This window comes from Streptomyces fradiae ATCC 10745 = DSM 40063 (assembly GCF_008704425.1).
Taxonomy (GTDB): domain Bacteria; phylum Actinomycetota; class Actinomycetes; order Streptomycetales; family Streptomycetaceae; genus Streptomyces; species Streptomyces fradiae.
The window spans coordinates 1,688,011-1,704,569 of record NZ_CP023696.1 but is presented as its reverse complement, the minus strand read 5'-3'; the positions used below and the strand labels follow the sequence as shown (position 1 = coordinate 1,704,569).

Here is a 16,559-nt window from a genome sequence, read left to right as displayed (position 1 = left end):
CCGGAGGACGGGGGCACGGGCCGGACGGCGGCCTGCGCGCGCGAGCGGCACCGGACGCGGCGCCGGTCGGCCCGGCGCACGGCGGTGCCCGAAGGACGTGCAGACACGTACGGGAATACGCGCGTACGGGCGTGCGAGCGGGGAGGGGGCGACCGCGTCATCGCGGTCGCCCCCTCCCTTTCCGGTCGGATCGTGTCAGCGCATCTTCCCGCCGCGCGGCATGCGCATGCCCTTCGGCATGGGACCCTTCGGAATCGGCATGTTGCTCATCAGGTCGCCCATGGCCCGCAGCCGGTCGTTGACCGACGTGACCTGCGCCGCGGTCAGCACGCGCGGCAGCTTCAGCATCGTCGTGCGGACCTTCTTCAGCGGCACCTGGCCCTCGCCGTCGCCGACGACGATGTCGTGCACCGGCACGTCCACCACGATCCGGGCCATCCGCTTCTTCTCGGCCGCGAGCAGGCTCTTGAGCCGGTTCGGGTTGCCCTCGGCGACCAGGACGATGCCGGCCCGCCCGACCGCCCGGTGGATCACGTCCTGGCTGCGGTTCATCGCCACCGCCGGGGTGGTCGTCCAGCCGCGGCCCACGTTCTGCAGGACGGCCGCGGCGGCGCCCGGCTGGCCCTCCATCTGCCCGAAGGCAGCCCGCTCGGCCCGCCGCCCGAAGACGATCGCCATCGCGAGGAAGGCCAGCAGGAAGCCCAGGATGCCCAGGTAGACCGGGTGCCCGATCAGGAAGCCGATCCCGAGGAGGGCGCCGAACACGACGATACCCACGCCCGCGATGACGAGCCCGACCTTCGGGTCGCTCCGCCGGGTCATCTTGTACGTCAGAGCGATCTGCTTCAGTCGCCCGGGGTTCGCAGCGGCGTCACCGCTGTCTGAATTCGACTTCCTCGCCATGCTCTGAAGTTTACGTGTCCGGCGCCGCCCGGCTCGCCGCGGCCTCCCGTACGGCCCCGCGGGGGCCGCGGGGCCCGTACGCGGACGGCCCGGCGCCGTCCGTACGCCGGGGTCCGGCGGGCCTCCGCCCGCCGGACCCCGGCCCACGCATCGGCCACCGGGCCGTATCGCACCGCCGCGGCGGCCGTACCGCCCCGCGGCGCGGGGTCACACCGCCGGGGCGGCCTTTGCCGACGCGCCGCGCGCCTCCATGGCCTGCTGGAACAGCCGGCCGGCGCGGTACGAGGAGCGGACCAGCGGGCCCGACATGACACCGGAGTAGCCGATCTCCTCGGCCTCCTCCTGCAGCTCCACGAACTCCTGCGGCTTCACCCACCGCTCCACCGGGTGGTGGCGCACGGACGGACGCAGGTACTGGGTGATGGTGATCAGCTCGCAACCGGCCTCGTGCAGGTCGTGCAGCGCCTCGCTGATCTCCTCACGGGTCTCGCCCATGCCGAGGATCAGGTTCGACTTGGTCACCAGACCGGCCTCGCGCGCCCGCGTGATGACCTCCAGCGACCGCTCGTAGCGGAAGCCGGGGCGGATCCGCTTGAAGATGCGGGGCACCGTCTCCACGTTGTGCGCGAGCACCTCGGGGCGGGACGAGAAGACCTCGGCGAGCTGCTCCGGCACCGCGTTGAAGTCGGGGATCAGCAGCTCGACCTTGGTGTGGCCGCCCTCGCGGTCGGCGGTCATCGCGTGGATCTGCCGCACGGTCTCCGCGTACAGCCAGGCGCCGCCGTCCTCCAGGTCGTCGCGGGCGACGCCGGTGATCGTGGCGTAGTTCAGGTCCATCGCCACGACGGACTCGCCGACGCGGCGCGGCTCGTCGCGGTCGAGGGCCTGCGGCTTGCCGGTGTCGATCTGGCAGAAGTCGCAGCGCCGCGTGCACTGGTCGCCGCCGATGAGGAACGTGGCCTCGCGGTCCTCCCAGCACTCGAAGATGTTGGGACAGCCCGCCTCCTGGCAGACCGTGTGCAGGCCCTCGCTCTTGACGAGCTTCTGGAGCTGGTTGTACTCCGGGCCCATCTTCGCCCGCGTCTTGATCCACTCGGGCTTGCGCTCGATGGGGGTCTGGCTGTTCCGGACCTCCAGGCGCAGCATCTTGCGTCCGTCGGGTGCGACTGCGGACACGGCTGGCTCCTACGGCTTCGATTCTTCGGCGAACACCAGGGTACGCCCGTCAAAAGTGCGGCCTTACGACTGGCCAACCTCCGGCCAGCGGGACGCATTCCCCCACGTCTGCGGTGGTCAGGCGGTGACCGCCCCCCGCGGCGCCGGCCCGGCCGCATCGGCTGCCCCGGTCCCCCCGGCGGCCGCCGCGGCCGGCACGGCGTCCGCCGGTGCGCCGCCGGGCGAGCGTACGGGCACGCCGGGCGTCCGGTCGACCTCGCGGGGCCTGGGCTCCGCGTTCTCCAGCACCTCCCGCAGATGGCGCTCCGCCACCGGCAGGACCTCCGCGATCGTGACGTCGCGGCCCAGCTCGTTCGCGAGCGAGGTGACGCCCGCGTCCCGGATGCCGCAGGGGACGATCCGGTCGAACCAGGTGTTGTCCGGGTTCACGTTCAGCGCGAAGCCGTGCATCGTGACGCCCTTCGCGACGCGGATGCCGATGGCCGCCAGCTTGCGGTCCTCCCGGCGCTGCCCGGCGTTGGACGGGGCGTACTCGGGGCCGCTGAGGCGCGGGTCGAACTCCTCGTCGGTCAGCCTCGGGTCGAAGTCCAGCGACAGCCCGCCGTAGGAGGGGCGCTCCTCCACCGGGTCGCCGAGCACCCACACACCGCTGCGGCCCTCGATCCGGGTGGTGGCCAGGCCGAACTCCGCCGCCGTGCGGATCAGCGCCTCCTCCAGCCGCCGCACGTGCGCGACGACGTCCACCGGGCGGGGCAGCTTCAGGATCGGGTAGCCCACGAGCTGGCCGGGGCCGTGCCAGGTGATCTTGCCGCCCCGGTCCACGTCCACGACCGGCGTGCCGTCGAGGGGGCGCTCGCTCTCCTCGGTGCGCCGCCCCGCCGTGTACACGGGCGGGTGCTCCAGCAGCAGGCAGGTGTCGGGGACCTCGTCCGCGAAGCGGGCGGCGTGGACCTCGCGCTGCTTCTCCCACGCCTCCCGGTAGTCCACGGCGTCCTCTCCGAACCCCAGATGGACGAATCGCAGCTCGCTCACGGCACCGTCTCCCTAGAAATGCGCGTCACGCCCCTGCCACTGTACGGCCGCCGCCGGGGAGCGGCTCCGGCGGGCTTCGGGGCCGGGCGGGCGCGGGGGCGGCGCGCCGCCCGCGCCGGAGCGGTGAGGCGCTGGTCAGGCCGGTTCGCGGGGGTGGCGGCGGGGCGCGCGCCGGTGGGTGCGCGGGGGCCGAGGGGGGCGGTGTGCGGGGGCGCGGGGCGGAAGCGCGCCGGGCCGCGGGGGAGAGGGGTCCGGCGTCACCGCCGGGAGGGAGCCTCACACGAACGGATGAACGTGGGGCGAAGGCGGTGGTAACGGCGTCGGGGACGGCTAAATTCGCGCCGTTCCAACGGGGCCGACCCCGGCCCGGAAGGCAGGAGACCGCACAGCTGATGACGGATCGACCCCCGCAGCGCAACCCCAACCGCCAGCTCGCCGCCCTGATCGCGGAAGCCGGGTTCTCCAACGCAGGTCTTGCCAGACGGGTGGATCAGCTCGGCCTCGAGCACGGACTCGACCTCCGCTACGACAAGACCTCCGTCACGAGGTGGCTGCGCGGCCAGCAGCCGCGCGGCACCACCCCCGCGCTGATCGCCGAGGTCTTCACCCGGCGCCTCGGGCGGCGGCTGTCGGCCCAGGACCTGGGCCTCGACGCCTGCGCGCCCGTCTACGCGGGCCTGGAGTTCGCCGCCACGCCCGAGGAGGCCGTCGACATCGTCAGCGGCCTGTGGCGCAAGGACTCCGGCAGCCACACCGAGCTGCGGAAGATCGCGTTCACACCGGCGGGGCTGGTGGTGCCCAGCCGCGACTGGCTCATCGGCCGGGCCGACGAGCACGTCGGCCGCGGGGAGCGGGCGGACGCCGCCCCGCCCGCCCCCGGCGCGCCCCTCGCGCCGGGCCGCGTCCCCGCCCAGGGGCGCCCGCCGGGCCTCGGCGGGCCCGGCGGCGGTGGCCTCGGCGGGCCCGGTGCGGGCCGGGCGGCCGGCCCGCACCGCGTCGGCCCGGGAGGCGGTCCGGGCGGCTCGGGCGGTCTGCCGGGCGGTCCGGGCGGCTCGGGCGGCTCGGGCGGTCTGCCGGGCGTCCCTGGTGGGACGCCGGCCGCGGGCGGGTACCCGCAGGCGGGCACGGCCGGCCGGACCGTCCCCGCGGCCCGGTCCGGGCACCACGGCCCCGCCGCCCCCGACCCGGCCGGCGACCCCGCCCCGGCGTCCCGCCGGCGCGGCGGCGAGAGCGGTCCCGGGATGCGGGTCACCGCGGGGGACATCGCCGCGCTCCGCTCGGTGGGCGAGCTGTTCCGCACCCTGGACCACGCCTACGGCGGCGGGCACGCGCGGCAGGCCCTCGTCCGGTACCTGGAGCACGAGGCCGAGCCCATGCTGCGCGGCAGCTACGGGGAGGTGATCGGGCGCAGGCTCTTCGGCGCGGTCGCCGACCTGACCCGGCTGGCCGGGTGGACGTCGTACGACATCGGCGCGCACGGGCTGGCCCAGCGGTACTTCGTGCAGGCCCTGCGGCTGTCGCAGGCGGCGGGCGACCGGGCCTACGGCTCGTACGTCCTGGTCACGATGAGCCGCCAGGCCGTGTACCTGGGCCACGGGCGGGAGGCCGTGCAGCTCGCGCGCGTCGCCCAGCAGGGCGCGGGGCAGGCGGCGCCCCAGGCCGTCCAGGCGCTGCTGCACGCGGTGGAGGCGCGGGGGCACGCCGTCCTGGGGGAGGGGCGGGCCTGCGCGTCCTCGCTCGTGCGGGCCGAGCGGGCGCTGGAGGCCACCCGGCCGGGCGAGGAGGTGCCGCCGTGGGCGCGGGCCTTCGGCGAGGCCCAGCTCGCCGACGAGGCCGCGCACTGCCACCGGGACCTCCAGCAGCACCGGGCCGCCGCGCAGTACGCGGAGCGGGCGCTGCGGCTGTACCCGCCGGGGCACGCCCGCAGCCGCGCCTTCTGCAAGGCCGTCCTGGCCACGGCCCGGCTGGCGCTGGGTGAGCTGGAGCAGGCGTGCGTGCTGGGCGCGGAGGCGGCCCGGCAGGCGGCGGACATGCGGTCCGCGCGCGCCGACGAGTACGTGCGGGACTTCGAGCGGCGGCTGGAGGCCCACCGGGACGCGGTTCCGGTGCGGACCTACCGCGAGCGCGTGGCCGCGCTGGACTGATCCGGTGCACCGGGGCGCTCCGCTGAGGGGCGCCCCGGTGGGCGGAGGCGGCCCCGTGCGGATGCCCGGCGGCCCGGCGGCCCGTGCCTGCGGGGTGGTGGTGGCCCGGCGGCCCGTGCGCTGCGGGGTGGGTGGTGCGGGTGCTGCCTGTGGGCCCCGCGTACGGGCCGGGGCGGGAGCGGAGCCGGTGTCGCGGGCGGCCGGGACGGCGCGGACGCGGGGACGCGTACGGATGTGGCGGGGCGGGCCGGTGAGGCCGCGGGGCGCCTCCAGCGAGGGCCTGGCGGGGTGCTCGCACACAAGGCGCCCGGGAAGAGGGCGTCCCGAACACGTGGGGCACCGGGCGGTTCGGCCCCCGCCGGCCCGGGAGCGGGACTCCGCGGAACGTGCTGGGGGCACCGCGCGGGATCGGGCCCGGCGCTCCTCCGTGCACAGGCGTCCGGGCGGTCGGCCGGGGCCCCACCGCGGGGTCAGCCCGGGGCGGGACCGGGCTCACGGCCGCATGGGCGGACCGCCCGTCCCCCCCGTGAGGGCGCAGCAGTCCGCGGGCCTCCCACAGCCGCAGGACGGGCGGCTTCACCCCCAGGGCGCGCGCGGCCTCGCCGATGCGCAGCGGGTGCCGGGGCACGCCCTGGGCGGGGAGCCGCCCGGCCGGCAGGGCGCCCATGGCCTCGCGTACGGCGGCGAGTTCGGCGCGCTCCCGGTCCAGCCGGGCGTGTCCGGCCGTGCGCGCCCGGCGCGGTGCGGGGCGCGCGGGCCCGGTCAGGCCGCCCGTCCGTCCTCCGCGGCCGGGGCGGCCGGGGGCACGCCGAGGTCCCGGAGGATCGCCTGGGCCGCCCGGCGGCCGGAGCGGAGGGCGCCCTGCGGGGAGCTGACGTCCCGGTGGTCGCCGCACACGTACAGGCCCGCCAGCAGCCGCACCGGGCGCCGCAGGTCGTGCGGGGCCGGCATGGCGGGCACGGCCTCCGGGTCGTGGCGCACCGCCAGCAGCTCCCAGTCGCCCGTCCCCGTCCCGTACAGCGCCGCCAGGTGGAGCCGTACGCGTGCCTCCAGCTCCTCGGGGGGCGGGCCGAGCACCGTGGAGGTGATCAGCACCCGGCCGCCGGGCGCCCGCGCCGGGTCCACCTCGCTCATCACCGCCGTGTGCGACACGGGTCCCGACCGGTCGGCGTCCAGCACCAGCGCCGGCGCCGCCAGCGGGGTGACGGGCGCGGTGTGGTGGAGGACCGTCACCGGGTGGAAGCCCGGCACGCGCAGCCCCGGCAGCAGCTCCGCCGCCGCCCGCGCGCCCGTCGCGACGACCAGCGACCGGCAGGTGATCTCGCCGTGCTCCGCCGTGACGACCCGACTGATCGACGCGTCCTTGACCCGCACCCCGGTGCGGACCGTCCCCGCCGGGAGGGCCGCCGCCAGCCGCTCCGGCAGCCGCGCGGCCCCGCCCGCCGGTACGCACAGCCGCCCCCGCGCGAACCCGCGCAGCGCCAGGTCGGCGCACCGGCTGGACGTCGTCAGCTCCGGGTCGCCGAGCAGGGCGCTCAGCAGCGGCCGTACGAACGTGGCGACCGTGCGCGCCGGCAGCCCGCGGGCGGCCAGGGCCTCCGAGGCGGGGCGCTCCCGGCGGGCCAGCAGCCGGTCCGTGGGGGTCCCGGCGAGGCGGGCCAGCGAGGCGCCGAGGCGCGCCTGGTCCAGCGGCCGGGGGCCGCCGGCGAGCGCCCGCGCGCGGGTGAGCGGCCCCCGCGGGCCGCCGCGGACCTCCCCCGTGCGGTGCAGCCGCCCGGCGCTGTGCACCAGCACGCCCGGCTGGAACCGGCGCAGGGCGCCCGCGTCCACCCCGGCGACGCGCAGCGGCTCCGGGTACGGCGCGGTGAGCAGCGGCCCGACGCGGTCGAGCCGGAACCCGTCGACGTCGTCGGTGGCCATCCGCCCGCCGACCCGCGGGGCGGACTCCAGGACCCGCACGGAGAGTCCCGCACCGGTCAGATGGTGAGCCGCGGCCAGCCCCGCGAGGCCGGCTCCGACGATGACGACGTCCGCGTGGTCTGCGGTACTGAGCACGTGACCCTCCCCGGGTGACGGTTCGGTGTGTGGGTGGCTCATGCCCTGGACGGGCCGCCGGAATGCCCGGGCACCCTGCCCGGGCACGCCTCCCGGCGGCCGGGGCGGGGCCAGAGCTTAGGCCCGTCCGCCGGAGAACGGGAGTCGCGCGTGCCGGGGGTCACCGGAGCACGGAGGTCGCACACCCGTGCCGTTCCGGCGGGACCCGCGGCACCCGCCCGGAGGGGGAGGGGCGAAGGCGTGCGCCGGAAGCACCGGCCGCACCGCGCGGGCGGGGGAGGCGCACCGATGCGGGTGCGGAGGGAGCGCGCCGAACGGGCGCGTCCACGGCCGGGGTGCCCGGCGAGGCGGGTGGTGCCGGCAGGGCCCTGGGCCGACGACGGCACCGGGGCCGGGCAGGGGGCTCACGGCCGGGGGCGGCCGGAGGAGGCGTGCCCCCGACCGGCCGAGGCGCGGCCCTGCCTACGCGCGGCCCGGCCTACGCGCCGACCGGCCTACGCGCCGACCGGCCTACGCGCCGACCGGCCGAGGCGCCGGGGAGGGCGACGGCGGCGGGGCGGGGGCCACCGGATGGGCGCGAGGGGCACCGAGGCGAGCCCGGTTCCTCGGGCCGGCGCACGGCGCGCGGGGCACGGCGCAAGACGCGCGTTGCACGGCGTACCGGGTCCGGTCCCCTGGCCCGGGCTGGAGCGGTGGGGTGGTCTCACGTCGCCGGGGGCCCGCCCCGGCGCGCCCGGCCGCGCCCGGCCGGGGCGGGACGGCGGAAGCGGCACCCGTGGGGCGGCCGGGGCGGGCCGGTCGAGGCGGGAGCCCCGGTGCTGCCCGAGCGCGTGTTCGGCGGGGCCCCGCGCCCCCCGCGTGGAGGGTGCGCCGGGGCGGAGCCGCTCCGTCCGGCCGGAGGCGGCCGGGTACGGCCTGGCCGGGGGGCCTGCCTGATGGGGCCGGGGGGCCTGGCTGGTGGGGCGGACTGGTGGGCCCGGGGGGAGGGCCTGCCTGGTGCGGTGGCCCGGCCCGGCCGGGGGCGTGGCCGGGGGCCCGCCAGGCCGGAGCGACCGGCGGGCCCGCGCCCCGGCCCTGCCGAGCGCGAGCGGGAGCCGGCCGCTCGGTCCGGATCAGGGAACCCGGAGCGGGACGGGCCTCGTCACGCGGCGGCGCGGATCGCCGACTCCACCGTCGGGAACGCGAAGCGGAAGCCCGACTCCAGCAGGCGGCGCGGCAGGACCCGCTGGCTGCCCAGCACGTCCTCGGCGAAGCCGCCGAGCGCCAGCCGCAGCGCGGGCGCCGGGACGTGGAGCACGGCCGGGCGGTGCAGGACGCGGCTCATCGCGGCCGTCACCTCCCGGTTGGTGACCGGCTCCGGAGCGGTGAGGTTCACCGGGCCCGCCAGGTCCGGGGTGTCCACCAGGTGCCGCAGCGCGGCCACCTCGTCGTGCAGGGCGATGAAGCTCCAGTACTGGCGGCCGTCCCCCAGCCGCCCGCCCAGTCCCGCGCGGAACAGCGGGAACAGCCGCCCCCACGCGCCGCCCCGCGCGGCGACCACCAGACCCGTACGGGCGAAGGCGACGCGGATCCCGGCCTCCTCGGCCGCCGCGGCCGCCTCCTCCCACTCCACGCACACCGACGGCAGGAACCCGTGCCCCGCCGGGGCGGACTCGTCCACCGCGCGGGTGCCCGTGTCGCCGTAGTAGCCGATGGCCGACCCGCACACCAGGACGCGCGGCGGTACGTCCAGGGCCGCCACCGCCTCGGCGATGGCGGCCGTACCGAGCACCCGGCTGTCGCGGATCTCCCGCTTGTACGCCTCCGACCAGCGCCGGTCGCCCACCCCGGCGCCCGCCAGATGGACGACGGCGTCGCAGCCGGCCAGCCCGGCCACGTCCACGTACTGCCGCTTCGGGTCCCATTCGACCTCGTCGGCGCCGCGCGGCGGGCGGCGCACCAGCCGTACGACCTCGTGCCCGTCCGCCCGCAGGGAGCGCACCAGGGCGGAACCGATCAGTCCGCCCGCGCCGGTGACGGCGACCCGCGGGCGGGGGGACGGGGAGGGGCGGGACGGGCCCGCGGAAAGAGACATGACCACATCCTGCCCCCGTGGCACAGTGGCGGCCATGATCCCGTCTCCGATACGCGCCGCGCGGCCCGACGACGCCGACGCCCTGAGTCTGCTCGACCACGCCACCTGGTCGACGCGGCACGCCGTGACGCCGCGCCCGCAGCCGCCGTTCGACCCGTTCTTCGACGCCGACCACCGGCCCGAGGACTACCTGGTCGCGGACCTCGGCGCGGGGCCCGTGGGGTACATCAGGCTCGGCTTCCCCACCCGCCTCGCCTGCAACAGGCACGTACGGCAGATCCAGGGCCTCGCCGTCGCCGAGGAGGCGCGCGGGCGGGGCCTGGCACGCGCCCTGCTGCGCGCCGCCTGCGACGAGGCGCGCCGCCGGGGAGCGACCCGCCTCACCCTGCGCGTCCTCGGGCACAACGCGCCCGCGCGCGCCCTGTACGCCTCCGAGGGCTTCGCCGTCGAGGGGGTCCTGCCGGGGGAGTTCCTGCTCGACGGGGCCTACGTGGACGACGTGTTCATGGGGCGGTCGCTCACGACGTGACGGCGGGTCCGGCGCTCCGGCGCTCCGGCGTTCCGGGCGGAGGGAGGGCGCCCGCGCGGGTCCGTGAACCGGGTCAGCCCAGCGCGCCTGCGAGGACGAGCGGGTAGAGCACGGCCACGGCCCCGGTGACCGAGCCGGCGGCGCACTGACCCCGGTGGAGCCCGCGCGCCAGGCCGAGGAGCCCGAAGGTGACGGCGAGGGCGCCGAACAGGAACGGGATCGAGATGCCGACGAAGCCGGCGAACACGGCGGCGGCCAGGGCGAGCACGCCCATGACGAGGGAGACGGGACCGTAGAGGGACGCGGGGCTGTCCGCGGGACCGGTGGTCATGTCGGGCTCCTCGCTGGCGGGGCGGCGGCCGGCCCCGCACGGCCGGGGGCACGGATCCGCATCATGGCACGTGCCGGCCCGCGTCCGGGGCCGGACCCCCGGAACGCCGGACTCCGGGCCCCGTGCGGCGCCCGGGCCCGGTGCGCCTACCCGCCGAAGCGGTCCCACAGGCGGGGCAGGCGCTCCGCCAGGGTGGAGTCGTCGGTCACGTCGAGCGGGTCGCCCACCGGTTCGGGGGGCGGCGGGGCGAGCCCCAGGTCGGGTGTCTCCACGCCGGTCAGCGCCTCGTACGCCTCGTCCGCCGCGAAGCCGATCTCCTCCCCGTCCCCGTCCACCGCCGGGTCGAAGTCCTCCAGCAGCTCGGCGAGCGCCTCCGGGTCGTGCACCGCGCCCTCGAACACCTCCCGGCCCCGGCCGATCAGCCAGCACCGGAACGCGTCGAAGGCGTCCTCCCCGGCCCCGCCCAGCAGGACCGCGGCGGCCGCCCACAGGTCCCAGGTGTACGTGCGCTGGAAGCGGGCCTCGAAGTGGCGGGCGAAGTCCAGCACGGCGTCCGGGTCGAGCCGCACCAGGTGCTCCACCAGCAGCTCGGCGTGGTCGTCCGGGTCGCCCTCGGCGGCCTCGCGGGTCGAGTCGACGATCTCCCAGAACTCCGTCTCGTCCATCACGGGACCAGCATCCGGCGTGACGGGGGACCGCGCATGCCGAGGAAGCGGCCGGGGTGGCCGGGGGCGGCCGGCAGAGGCGGGAGAGCACGGGAGCACCGGGAGCACCGGGAGGCAGCGGGAGCAACGGCAGAGCACCGGGGGCGGACCGGGGGGGGGGGGGGGCAGGGGAGGGCCGGGGGCGGGGGCCCACCGGCGTGGGTACCGCCGAGGCAACGACCGGCCGAAGGAAGGACGCTCGAAGGCGGCACGGGAATCCCGACAGAGGATGTCGCCTTTGGGTGGCACGGTCGGCCCCATGACGACGAACACCACCACCCAGCAGGAGAACCGCCCCCTCGCCGGTACCGTCGCCCTCGTCGCCGGTGCCACCCGCGGCGCGGGCCGCGCCATCGCCGTGCAGCTCGGCGCCGCCGGCGCCACCGTGTACGTGACCGGGCGCACCACCCGCGACCGCGTCAGCGAGGTCGGCAGGGCCACCGAGACCATCGAGGACACCGCCGACCTGGTCACCGCGGCCGGCGGCCGGGGCGTGGCCGTCCCCACCGACCACCTCGTGCCGGACCGGGTCCGCGCGCTGGTCGCCCGGATCGACGCCGAGCAGGGCCGCCTCGACGTGCTGGTCAACAGCTGCTGGGGCGGCGACCACCTGCTCCTCCCCACGTGGGACGCGAAGATGTGGGACATCGACCTCGACACGGGCCTGCACATGCTCGACCTCGGCGTACGCACCCACGCCATCACCAGCAGCGTCGCCCTGCCGCTGCTGGTGCGCCGCCCCGGCGGGCTCGTCGTGGAGATGACGGACGGCACCGCCGAGTACAACCAGCGCTTCCGCGAGCAGTTCTACTTCGACCTCGCCAAGACCGCCCCCCTCCGGATGGCCTTCGGCCTCGCCCACGACCTGGAGGACGTCGGCGGCACGGCGGTCGCCCTCACGCCCGGGTTCCTCCGCTCGGAGGAGATGCTCGACCACTTCGGCGTACGGGAGGAGAATTGGCGCGACGCGTGCGCGCGGGAGCCGCACTTCGCCATCGCCGAGTCGCCCGTCTACGTCGGCCGGGCCGTCGCCGCGCTCGCCGCCGACCCGGACAGGCACCGCTGGAACGGGCAGTCGCTGAACAGCGGGCAGCTCGCGCGGGAGTACGGCTTCACCGACGCCGACGGGTCGCGCCCCGACGCCTGGGGCTACTTCCGGGACGTGGTCCACGGCGGCAAGGACGGGTCCGCCGACGACTACCGGTGACCGGATCGGTGACCGCTGACCGCTGACGGCGGCCGGGCGCCGAGGACGGCGGGACCCTCGGCACCCCGCCGAGGACGGCCGGATGTCGAGGACGGCCGGGTGCCGAGGACTGCCGGGTGCCGAGGACGGCCGGGTGCCGAGGCTGGCCGGGTGCCGGCGTACGGGGGGCGGGGCCGGGGTGCCCGGTTCAGCCGGCTCCCGGCCCCGCCCCGCGCCCCCCGTACAGCTCCGCCATCCGCGCCACCGCCCCCGCGAACCGCTCCCGCAGCGAGGGCGGCTCCAGCACCTCGGCCTCCGGCCCCAGGCCCAGCAGCTGCCCGAACGCCACGTCCTCGGACTCCACCGGCAGGGCCACCGTCACCCGCCCGGCCGGGTCCGGCGGCCCGGCCGCCTCCAGCGCCTCCCGCGCCGCCGCCCGGTCCGTCACGTACGGCAGGGCGCGCGCCCCCGCCTCCGTCAGCCGGACCACGACGGACGCCCGCAGCAGCGACCGCGCGAACTCGGCGGCCCTCGCCTCCCAGAACCCCGGCAGGTCGAACGCCGCGTCCCGCTCGAACCGCTCCTCGCGCGCCGCCACCCGCGTGAACCGGTCCACGCGGTACACCCGCACCGCATCCCCGGACCGGGCGCACAGGTACCAGACCCCCGCCTTCAGCACGAGCCCGTACGGGGCGAGCACCCGCTCCACCTCGGCGTCGCCGCGCCGGTAGCGGGCGTCCAGCAGCCGGTCGCCCCACACGGCCTCCGCCACGGCCGGCAGCAGCGGCGGCGCCTGCGGCTCCTGGTACCAGCCCGGCGCGTCCAGGTGGAAGCGCTGCGCCGCCGACTCCGGCGCGTCCCGCAGCGACGGCAGCAGCGCCGCCGACACCTTCAGCCGGGCCGCCGACGCCGCGTCCTGAAGCCCCATCTCCCGCAGCGCCCCCGGCACACCCGACAGGAACAGGGCCTCCGCCTCGCCGCGGGCCAGCCCGGTCAGCCGGGTCCGGTACCCGCCCACGAGCCGGTAGCCGCCGCCGCGCCCCCGGTCCGCGTACACGGGGACGCCCGCCTCGGAGAGCGCCAGCGCGTCCCTGAGCACCGTGCGCTCCGAGACCTCCAGCTCGGCGGCGAGTTCGGCGGCGGTCATGGAGGGCCGGGACTGGAGCAACAGCACCATCCGGATCAGACGAGCGGCACGCATCCCGCCATGATGCCCCGCCGTCCGCGCGGGGACGGCCCCGGATACGGCCGTGCCCCCGGCCGCCGCACACGACGGCGACCGGGGGCACGAAAGCCGGCGGGCACGAAAGCCGGCGGGCACGGGGGCCGGCGGGCACGAGGTCCGGGGGCGGCCCCCCGGGCCGGGGCCTACAGGCCGTACCGCTCGCGGGCGTCCTTCACCGCGGAGGCCGGGACCTCGCCGCGGCGGGCGAGCTGGGCCAGCGCGGCCACCACGATCGACGGGGCGTCCACCCCGAAGTGGCGGCGGGCCGCCTCGCGGGTGTCCGACAGGCCGAAGCCGTCGGCACCCAGCGACGAGTAGTCCTGCTCGACCCACTGCGCGATCTGGTCCGGGACCTGCCGCATGTAGTCGCTGACCGCCAGTACCGGACCCGGCGCGTCGGCCAGCGCCTGGCGTACGTACGGCACGCGCTCCTCGCCGCGCAGCAGCGCCGCGTCGGCCTCCAGCGCGTCGCGCCGCAGCTCCGTCCAGGAGGTCGCGGACCACACGTCGGCGGTGACGCCCCACTCCTCGGCCAGCATCCGCTGCGCGTCCAGCGCCCAGTGGATCGCCGTGCCGGAGGCGAGGAGCTGGGTGCGCGGCGCGCCCTCGGCGCCCGAGCCCTCCTTGAACCGGTACAGGCCCTTGACGATGCCCTCGTCGATGCCGGGGACGGCCGGCTTGGCCGGCTGCGGCATGGGCTCGTTGTAGACGGTCAGGTAGTAGAAGACGTTCGGGTCCTCGCCCGGGGCGCCCTCGCCGTACATCCGGCGCAGACCCTCCTTGACGATCACCGCGACCTCGTAGGCGAAGGCCGGGTCGTACGTCAGCGCCGCCGGGTTGGTCGCCGCGATGACGGGGGAGTGGCCGTCCGCGTGCTGGAGCCCCTCACCGGTCAGGGTGGTGCGGCCGGCGGTGGCGCCGACGAGGAAGCCGCGGCCGAGCTGGTCGCCGAGCTGCCACATCTGGTCGGCGGTCCGCTGCCAGCCGAACATCGAGTAGAAGATGTAGAACGGGATCATCGGCTCGCCGTGCGTGGAGTACGCGGTGGACGCGGCGATGAAGTCGGCCATGGAGCCGGCCTCGGTGATGCCCTCGTTCAGGATCTGGCCGTTGACGGCCTCCTTGTAGTACATCAGCTGGTCGCGGTCGACCGGCTCGTACGTCTGCCCCTTCGGCGAGTAGATGCCGAGCGACGGGAAGAGCGACTCCATGCCGAAGGTGCGGGCCTCGTCGGGGACGATCGGCACCCAGCGCCTGCCGGTCTCCTTGTCGCGGACCAGGTCCTTCACCAGGCGCACGAACGCCATGGTGGTGGCGACGGACTGCGAGCCGGAGCCCTTGTCGAACGCGGTGAACGCCTTCTCCGCCGGGGCCGGCAGCGCCGCCGCCGGGTGGACGCGGCGGGCCGGGGCGGGGCCGCCGAGCGCGGCGCGGCGCTCGTGCAGGTAGCGCACCTCGGGGGCGTCGGCGCCGGGGTGGCCGTACGGCACCCGGCCGTCGGCGAAGGCGCTGTCGGGGATGGGCAGGCCGAGGCGGTCGCGCATCTCCTTGAACTCGTCCACCGTCAGCTTCTTCATCTGGTGGTTGGCGTTCTTGGACGCGAAGCCCTTGCCGAGGGTGTGGCCCTTGACGGTCTGGGCGAGGATCACGGTCGGCGCGCCCTTGTGGCTCAGCGCGGCCTTGTACGCGGCGAAGACCTTGCGGGACTCGTGGCCGCCGCGCGAGGAGTGGAAGCACTCGATGATCTTGTCGTCGGACAGCAGCTTCGCCATCTCGGCGAGCGCCGGGTCCTTGCCGAAGAAGTCCTCGCGGATGTAGGCCGCGTCACGCGTCTGGTACGTCTGGACCTGCGCGTCCGGGACCTCGCGGAGGCGGCGGACGAGGGCGCCGGTCGTGTCGAGCCGGAACAGCTCGTCCCAGGCGGTGCCCCACAGGGTCTTGACGACGTTCCAGCCGGCGCCGCGGAACTGGGCCTCCAGCTCCTGCACGATCTTGAAGTTGGCGCGGACCGGGCCGTCGAGGCGCTGCAGGTTGCAGTTGACGACGAAGGTCAGGTTGTCCAGGCCCTCGCGGGCGGCCAGGGCGAGGGCCGCGGTCGACTCGGGCTCGTCCATCTCGCCGTCGCCGAGGAACGCCCACACGTGCGAGGCGGAGACGTCCTTGATGCCGCGGTGGGTCAGGTACCGGTTGAAGCGCGCCTGGTAGATCGCGGAGAGCGGGCCGAGGCCCATGGAGACGGTCGGGAACTCCCACAGCCACGGCAGGCGCCGCGGGTGCGGGTAGGAGGGCAGGCCGTTGCCGGCGGCCTCCTGGCGGAAGTTGTCGAGGTGCGCCTCGGTGAGGCGGCCGTCGAGGAAGGCGCGGGCGTAGATGCCGGGGGAGGCGTGGCCCTGGATGAACAGCTGGTCGCCCGAGCCGTCCCGCTCCTTGCCCTGGAAGAAGTGGTTGAAGCCCGTCTCGTAGAGCCAGGCGGCGGAGGCGAAGGTGGCGATGTGGCCGCCGACGCCGTACTTGGAGCCGCGGGTCACCATGGCGGCGGCGTTCCACCGGTTCCACGCGGTGATCCGGGCTTCCAGCTCGTCGTCGCCGTCGAAGCCGTAACCGGCCTCGGCGGCGGTCGGGATGGTGTTGACGTAGTCCGTCTCGAGCAGCTTCGGCAGCGCCAGACCGGCGTCCTGGGCCCGCTCCAGGGTGCGGCGCATCAGGTACGCGGCACGGTGCGGCCCGGCCGCGGCGGCCACGGCGTCGAGCGAGGCCCGCCACTCGGCGGTCTCCTCGGGGTCGCGGTCCGGGAGCTGGTCGAGCTCGCTCGGCTGGATGCGGGTGGGGTCGGTCATAGTCGCCGCCTTCCGGAGTCGAAGGGGTGGAGCCCTTGGTCTTTGGCAGGACAGGGCGAGGGGGACTCTGGTGGAGCCCGCCGACGACTGTAAGGCCGTGATCGATGATCGATCAAAGGGTCAACGGCAAAATCTTATGCCACGGGGCAAAGTAGGCATCGGGTGCCATACTTTCGGGCACCGGGTGCCGTGCTTTCTTAGGTGAAAGTGATCGTGTGAGCGCGCTCACCCTAGGATGAGCGGGGTGTGCCGCTGCGCCGGGGCGGCGTCCGAGGGGGCCGTCCACCCGCGCTGCCGGGCGGGGGCGCCGGTGCGGCGGGGCGCCGAGGTCCGCCCCAGCCGGGCGGTGCGCGGGGCCCGTCC

Annotated in this window: 12 protein-coding genes and 1 pseudogene; 3 read left to right on the top strand and 10 right to left on the bottom strand. The window is 76.6% G+C overall.

The annotated features are described in order from the left end of the window. Positions 1 to 195: 195 nt before the first annotated feature. From CP974_RS07515 to lipB, 3 genes are all read right to left on the bottom strand, one after another. A complete protein-coding gene (locus tag CP974_RS07515; RefSeq protein ID WP_031135304.1) occupies positions 196 to 903 on the bottom strand; it encodes a DUF4191 domain-containing protein in 708 nt (235 codons plus the stop codon). A 207-nt stretch (positions 904 to 1,110) separates the two neighbouring features. Then, positions 1,111 to 2,079: a lipoyl synthase gene (gene lipA / locus CP974_RS07510; protein ID WP_031135306.1), complete on the bottom strand. Its 969-nt coding sequence runs from the start codon at positions 2,077 to 2,079 to the stop codon at positions 1,111 to 1,113. Between the two features lie 117 nt (positions 2,080 to 2,196). Next, positions 2,197 to 3,111 (bottom strand): lipoyl(octanoyl) transferase LipB, encoded by a 915-nt coding sequence (lipB, locus tag CP974_RS07505; RefSeq protein ID WP_051839891.1) that lies wholly within the window; start codon positions 3,109 to 3,111, stop codon positions 2,197 to 2,199. A 392-nt stretch (positions 3,112 to 3,503) separates the two neighbouring features. Here lipB and CP974_RS07500 point away from each other — a divergent pair, with 392 nt between their 5' ends. Then, positions 3,504 to 5,255: an NsdA family TPR-like regulatory protein gene (locus CP974_RS07500; RefSeq protein ID WP_085921478.1), complete on the top strand. Its 1,752-nt coding sequence runs from the start codon at positions 3,504 to 3,506 to the stop codon at positions 5,253 to 5,255. A gap of 535 nt (positions 5,256 to 5,790) precedes the next feature. Here the strand turns inward: CP974_RS07500 and CP974_RS30945 are convergent. From CP974_RS30945 to CP974_RS07485, 3 genes and pseudogenes are all read right to left on the bottom strand, one after another. Further along, a pseudogene (locus tag CP974_RS30945) lies at positions 5,791 to 5,922 on the bottom strand (MerR family DNA-binding transcriptional regulator); the annotation flags it as partial. Between the two features lie 95 nt (positions 5,923 to 6,017). Continuing rightward, on the bottom strand, positions 6,018 to 7,310 hold the full coding sequence (locus CP974_RS07490) for an NAD(P)/FAD-dependent oxidoreductase (protein ID WP_031137558.1): 1,293 nt from the start codon (positions 7,308 to 7,310) through the stop codon (positions 6,018 to 6,020). A gap of 1,141 nt (positions 7,311 to 8,451) precedes the next feature. Then, positions 8,452 to 9,384, bottom strand: coding sequence for a TIGR01777 family oxidoreductase (locus CP974_RS07485; protein WP_031137556.1), 933 nt, complete (start codon positions 9,382 to 9,384; stop codon positions 8,452 to 8,454). Between the two features lie 34 nt (positions 9,385 to 9,418). Between CP974_RS07485 and CP974_RS07480 the strand changes: the two genes are divergently transcribed. Beyond that, positions 9,419 to 9,913, top strand: a complete 495-nt coding sequence (locus CP974_RS07480; RefSeq protein ID WP_031137554.1) for a GNAT family N-acetyltransferase — start codon at positions 9,419 to 9,421, stop codon at positions 9,911 to 9,913. A 73-nt stretch (positions 9,914 to 9,986) separates the two neighbouring features. Here CP974_RS07480 and CP974_RS07475 read toward each other — a convergent pair whose 3' ends face one another. Together CP974_RS07475 and CP974_RS07470 are read right to left on the bottom strand one after the other, a co-directional pair. Then, the gene (locus CP974_RS07475; protein ID WP_031137552.1) at positions 9,987 to 10,244 is read right to left on the bottom strand and encodes a hypothetical protein; all 258 of its coding nucleotides are present in this window, start codon (positions 10,242 to 10,244) and stop codon (positions 9,987 to 9,989) included. A gap of 146 nt (positions 10,245 to 10,390) precedes the next feature. After that, positions 10,391 to 10,909: a DUF4240 domain-containing protein gene (locus CP974_RS07470; protein ID WP_031137550.1), complete on the bottom strand. Its 519-nt coding sequence runs from the start codon at positions 10,907 to 10,909 to the stop codon at positions 10,391 to 10,393. Positions 10,910 to 11,207: 298 nt separating this feature from the next. Between CP974_RS07470 and CP974_RS07460 the strand changes: the two genes are divergently transcribed. After that, positions 11,208 to 12,155 (top strand): SDR family oxidoreductase, encoded by a 948-nt coding sequence (locus CP974_RS07460; protein WP_031137549.1) that lies wholly within the window; start codon positions 11,208 to 11,210, stop codon positions 12,153 to 12,155. A gap of 187 nt (positions 12,156 to 12,342) precedes the next feature. Here CP974_RS07460 and CP974_RS07455 read toward each other — a convergent pair whose 3' ends face one another. Together CP974_RS07455 and aceE are read right to left on the bottom strand one after the other, a co-directional pair. Then, complete coding sequence (locus tag CP974_RS07455; RefSeq protein ID WP_031137547.1) at positions 12,343 to 13,335, bottom strand: helix-turn-helix transcriptional regulator; 993 nt, start codon at positions 13,333 to 13,335, stop codon at positions 12,343 to 12,345. A gap of 167 nt (positions 13,336 to 13,502) precedes the next feature. Beyond that, positions 13,503 to 16,196 (bottom strand): pyruvate dehydrogenase (acetyl-transferring), homodimeric type, encoded by a 2,694-nt coding sequence (gene aceE / locus CP974_RS07450; protein ID WP_031137545.1) that lies wholly within the window; start codon positions 16,194 to 16,196, stop codon positions 13,503 to 13,505. Between the last annotated feature and the right edge of the window lie 363 nt (positions 16,197 to 16,559).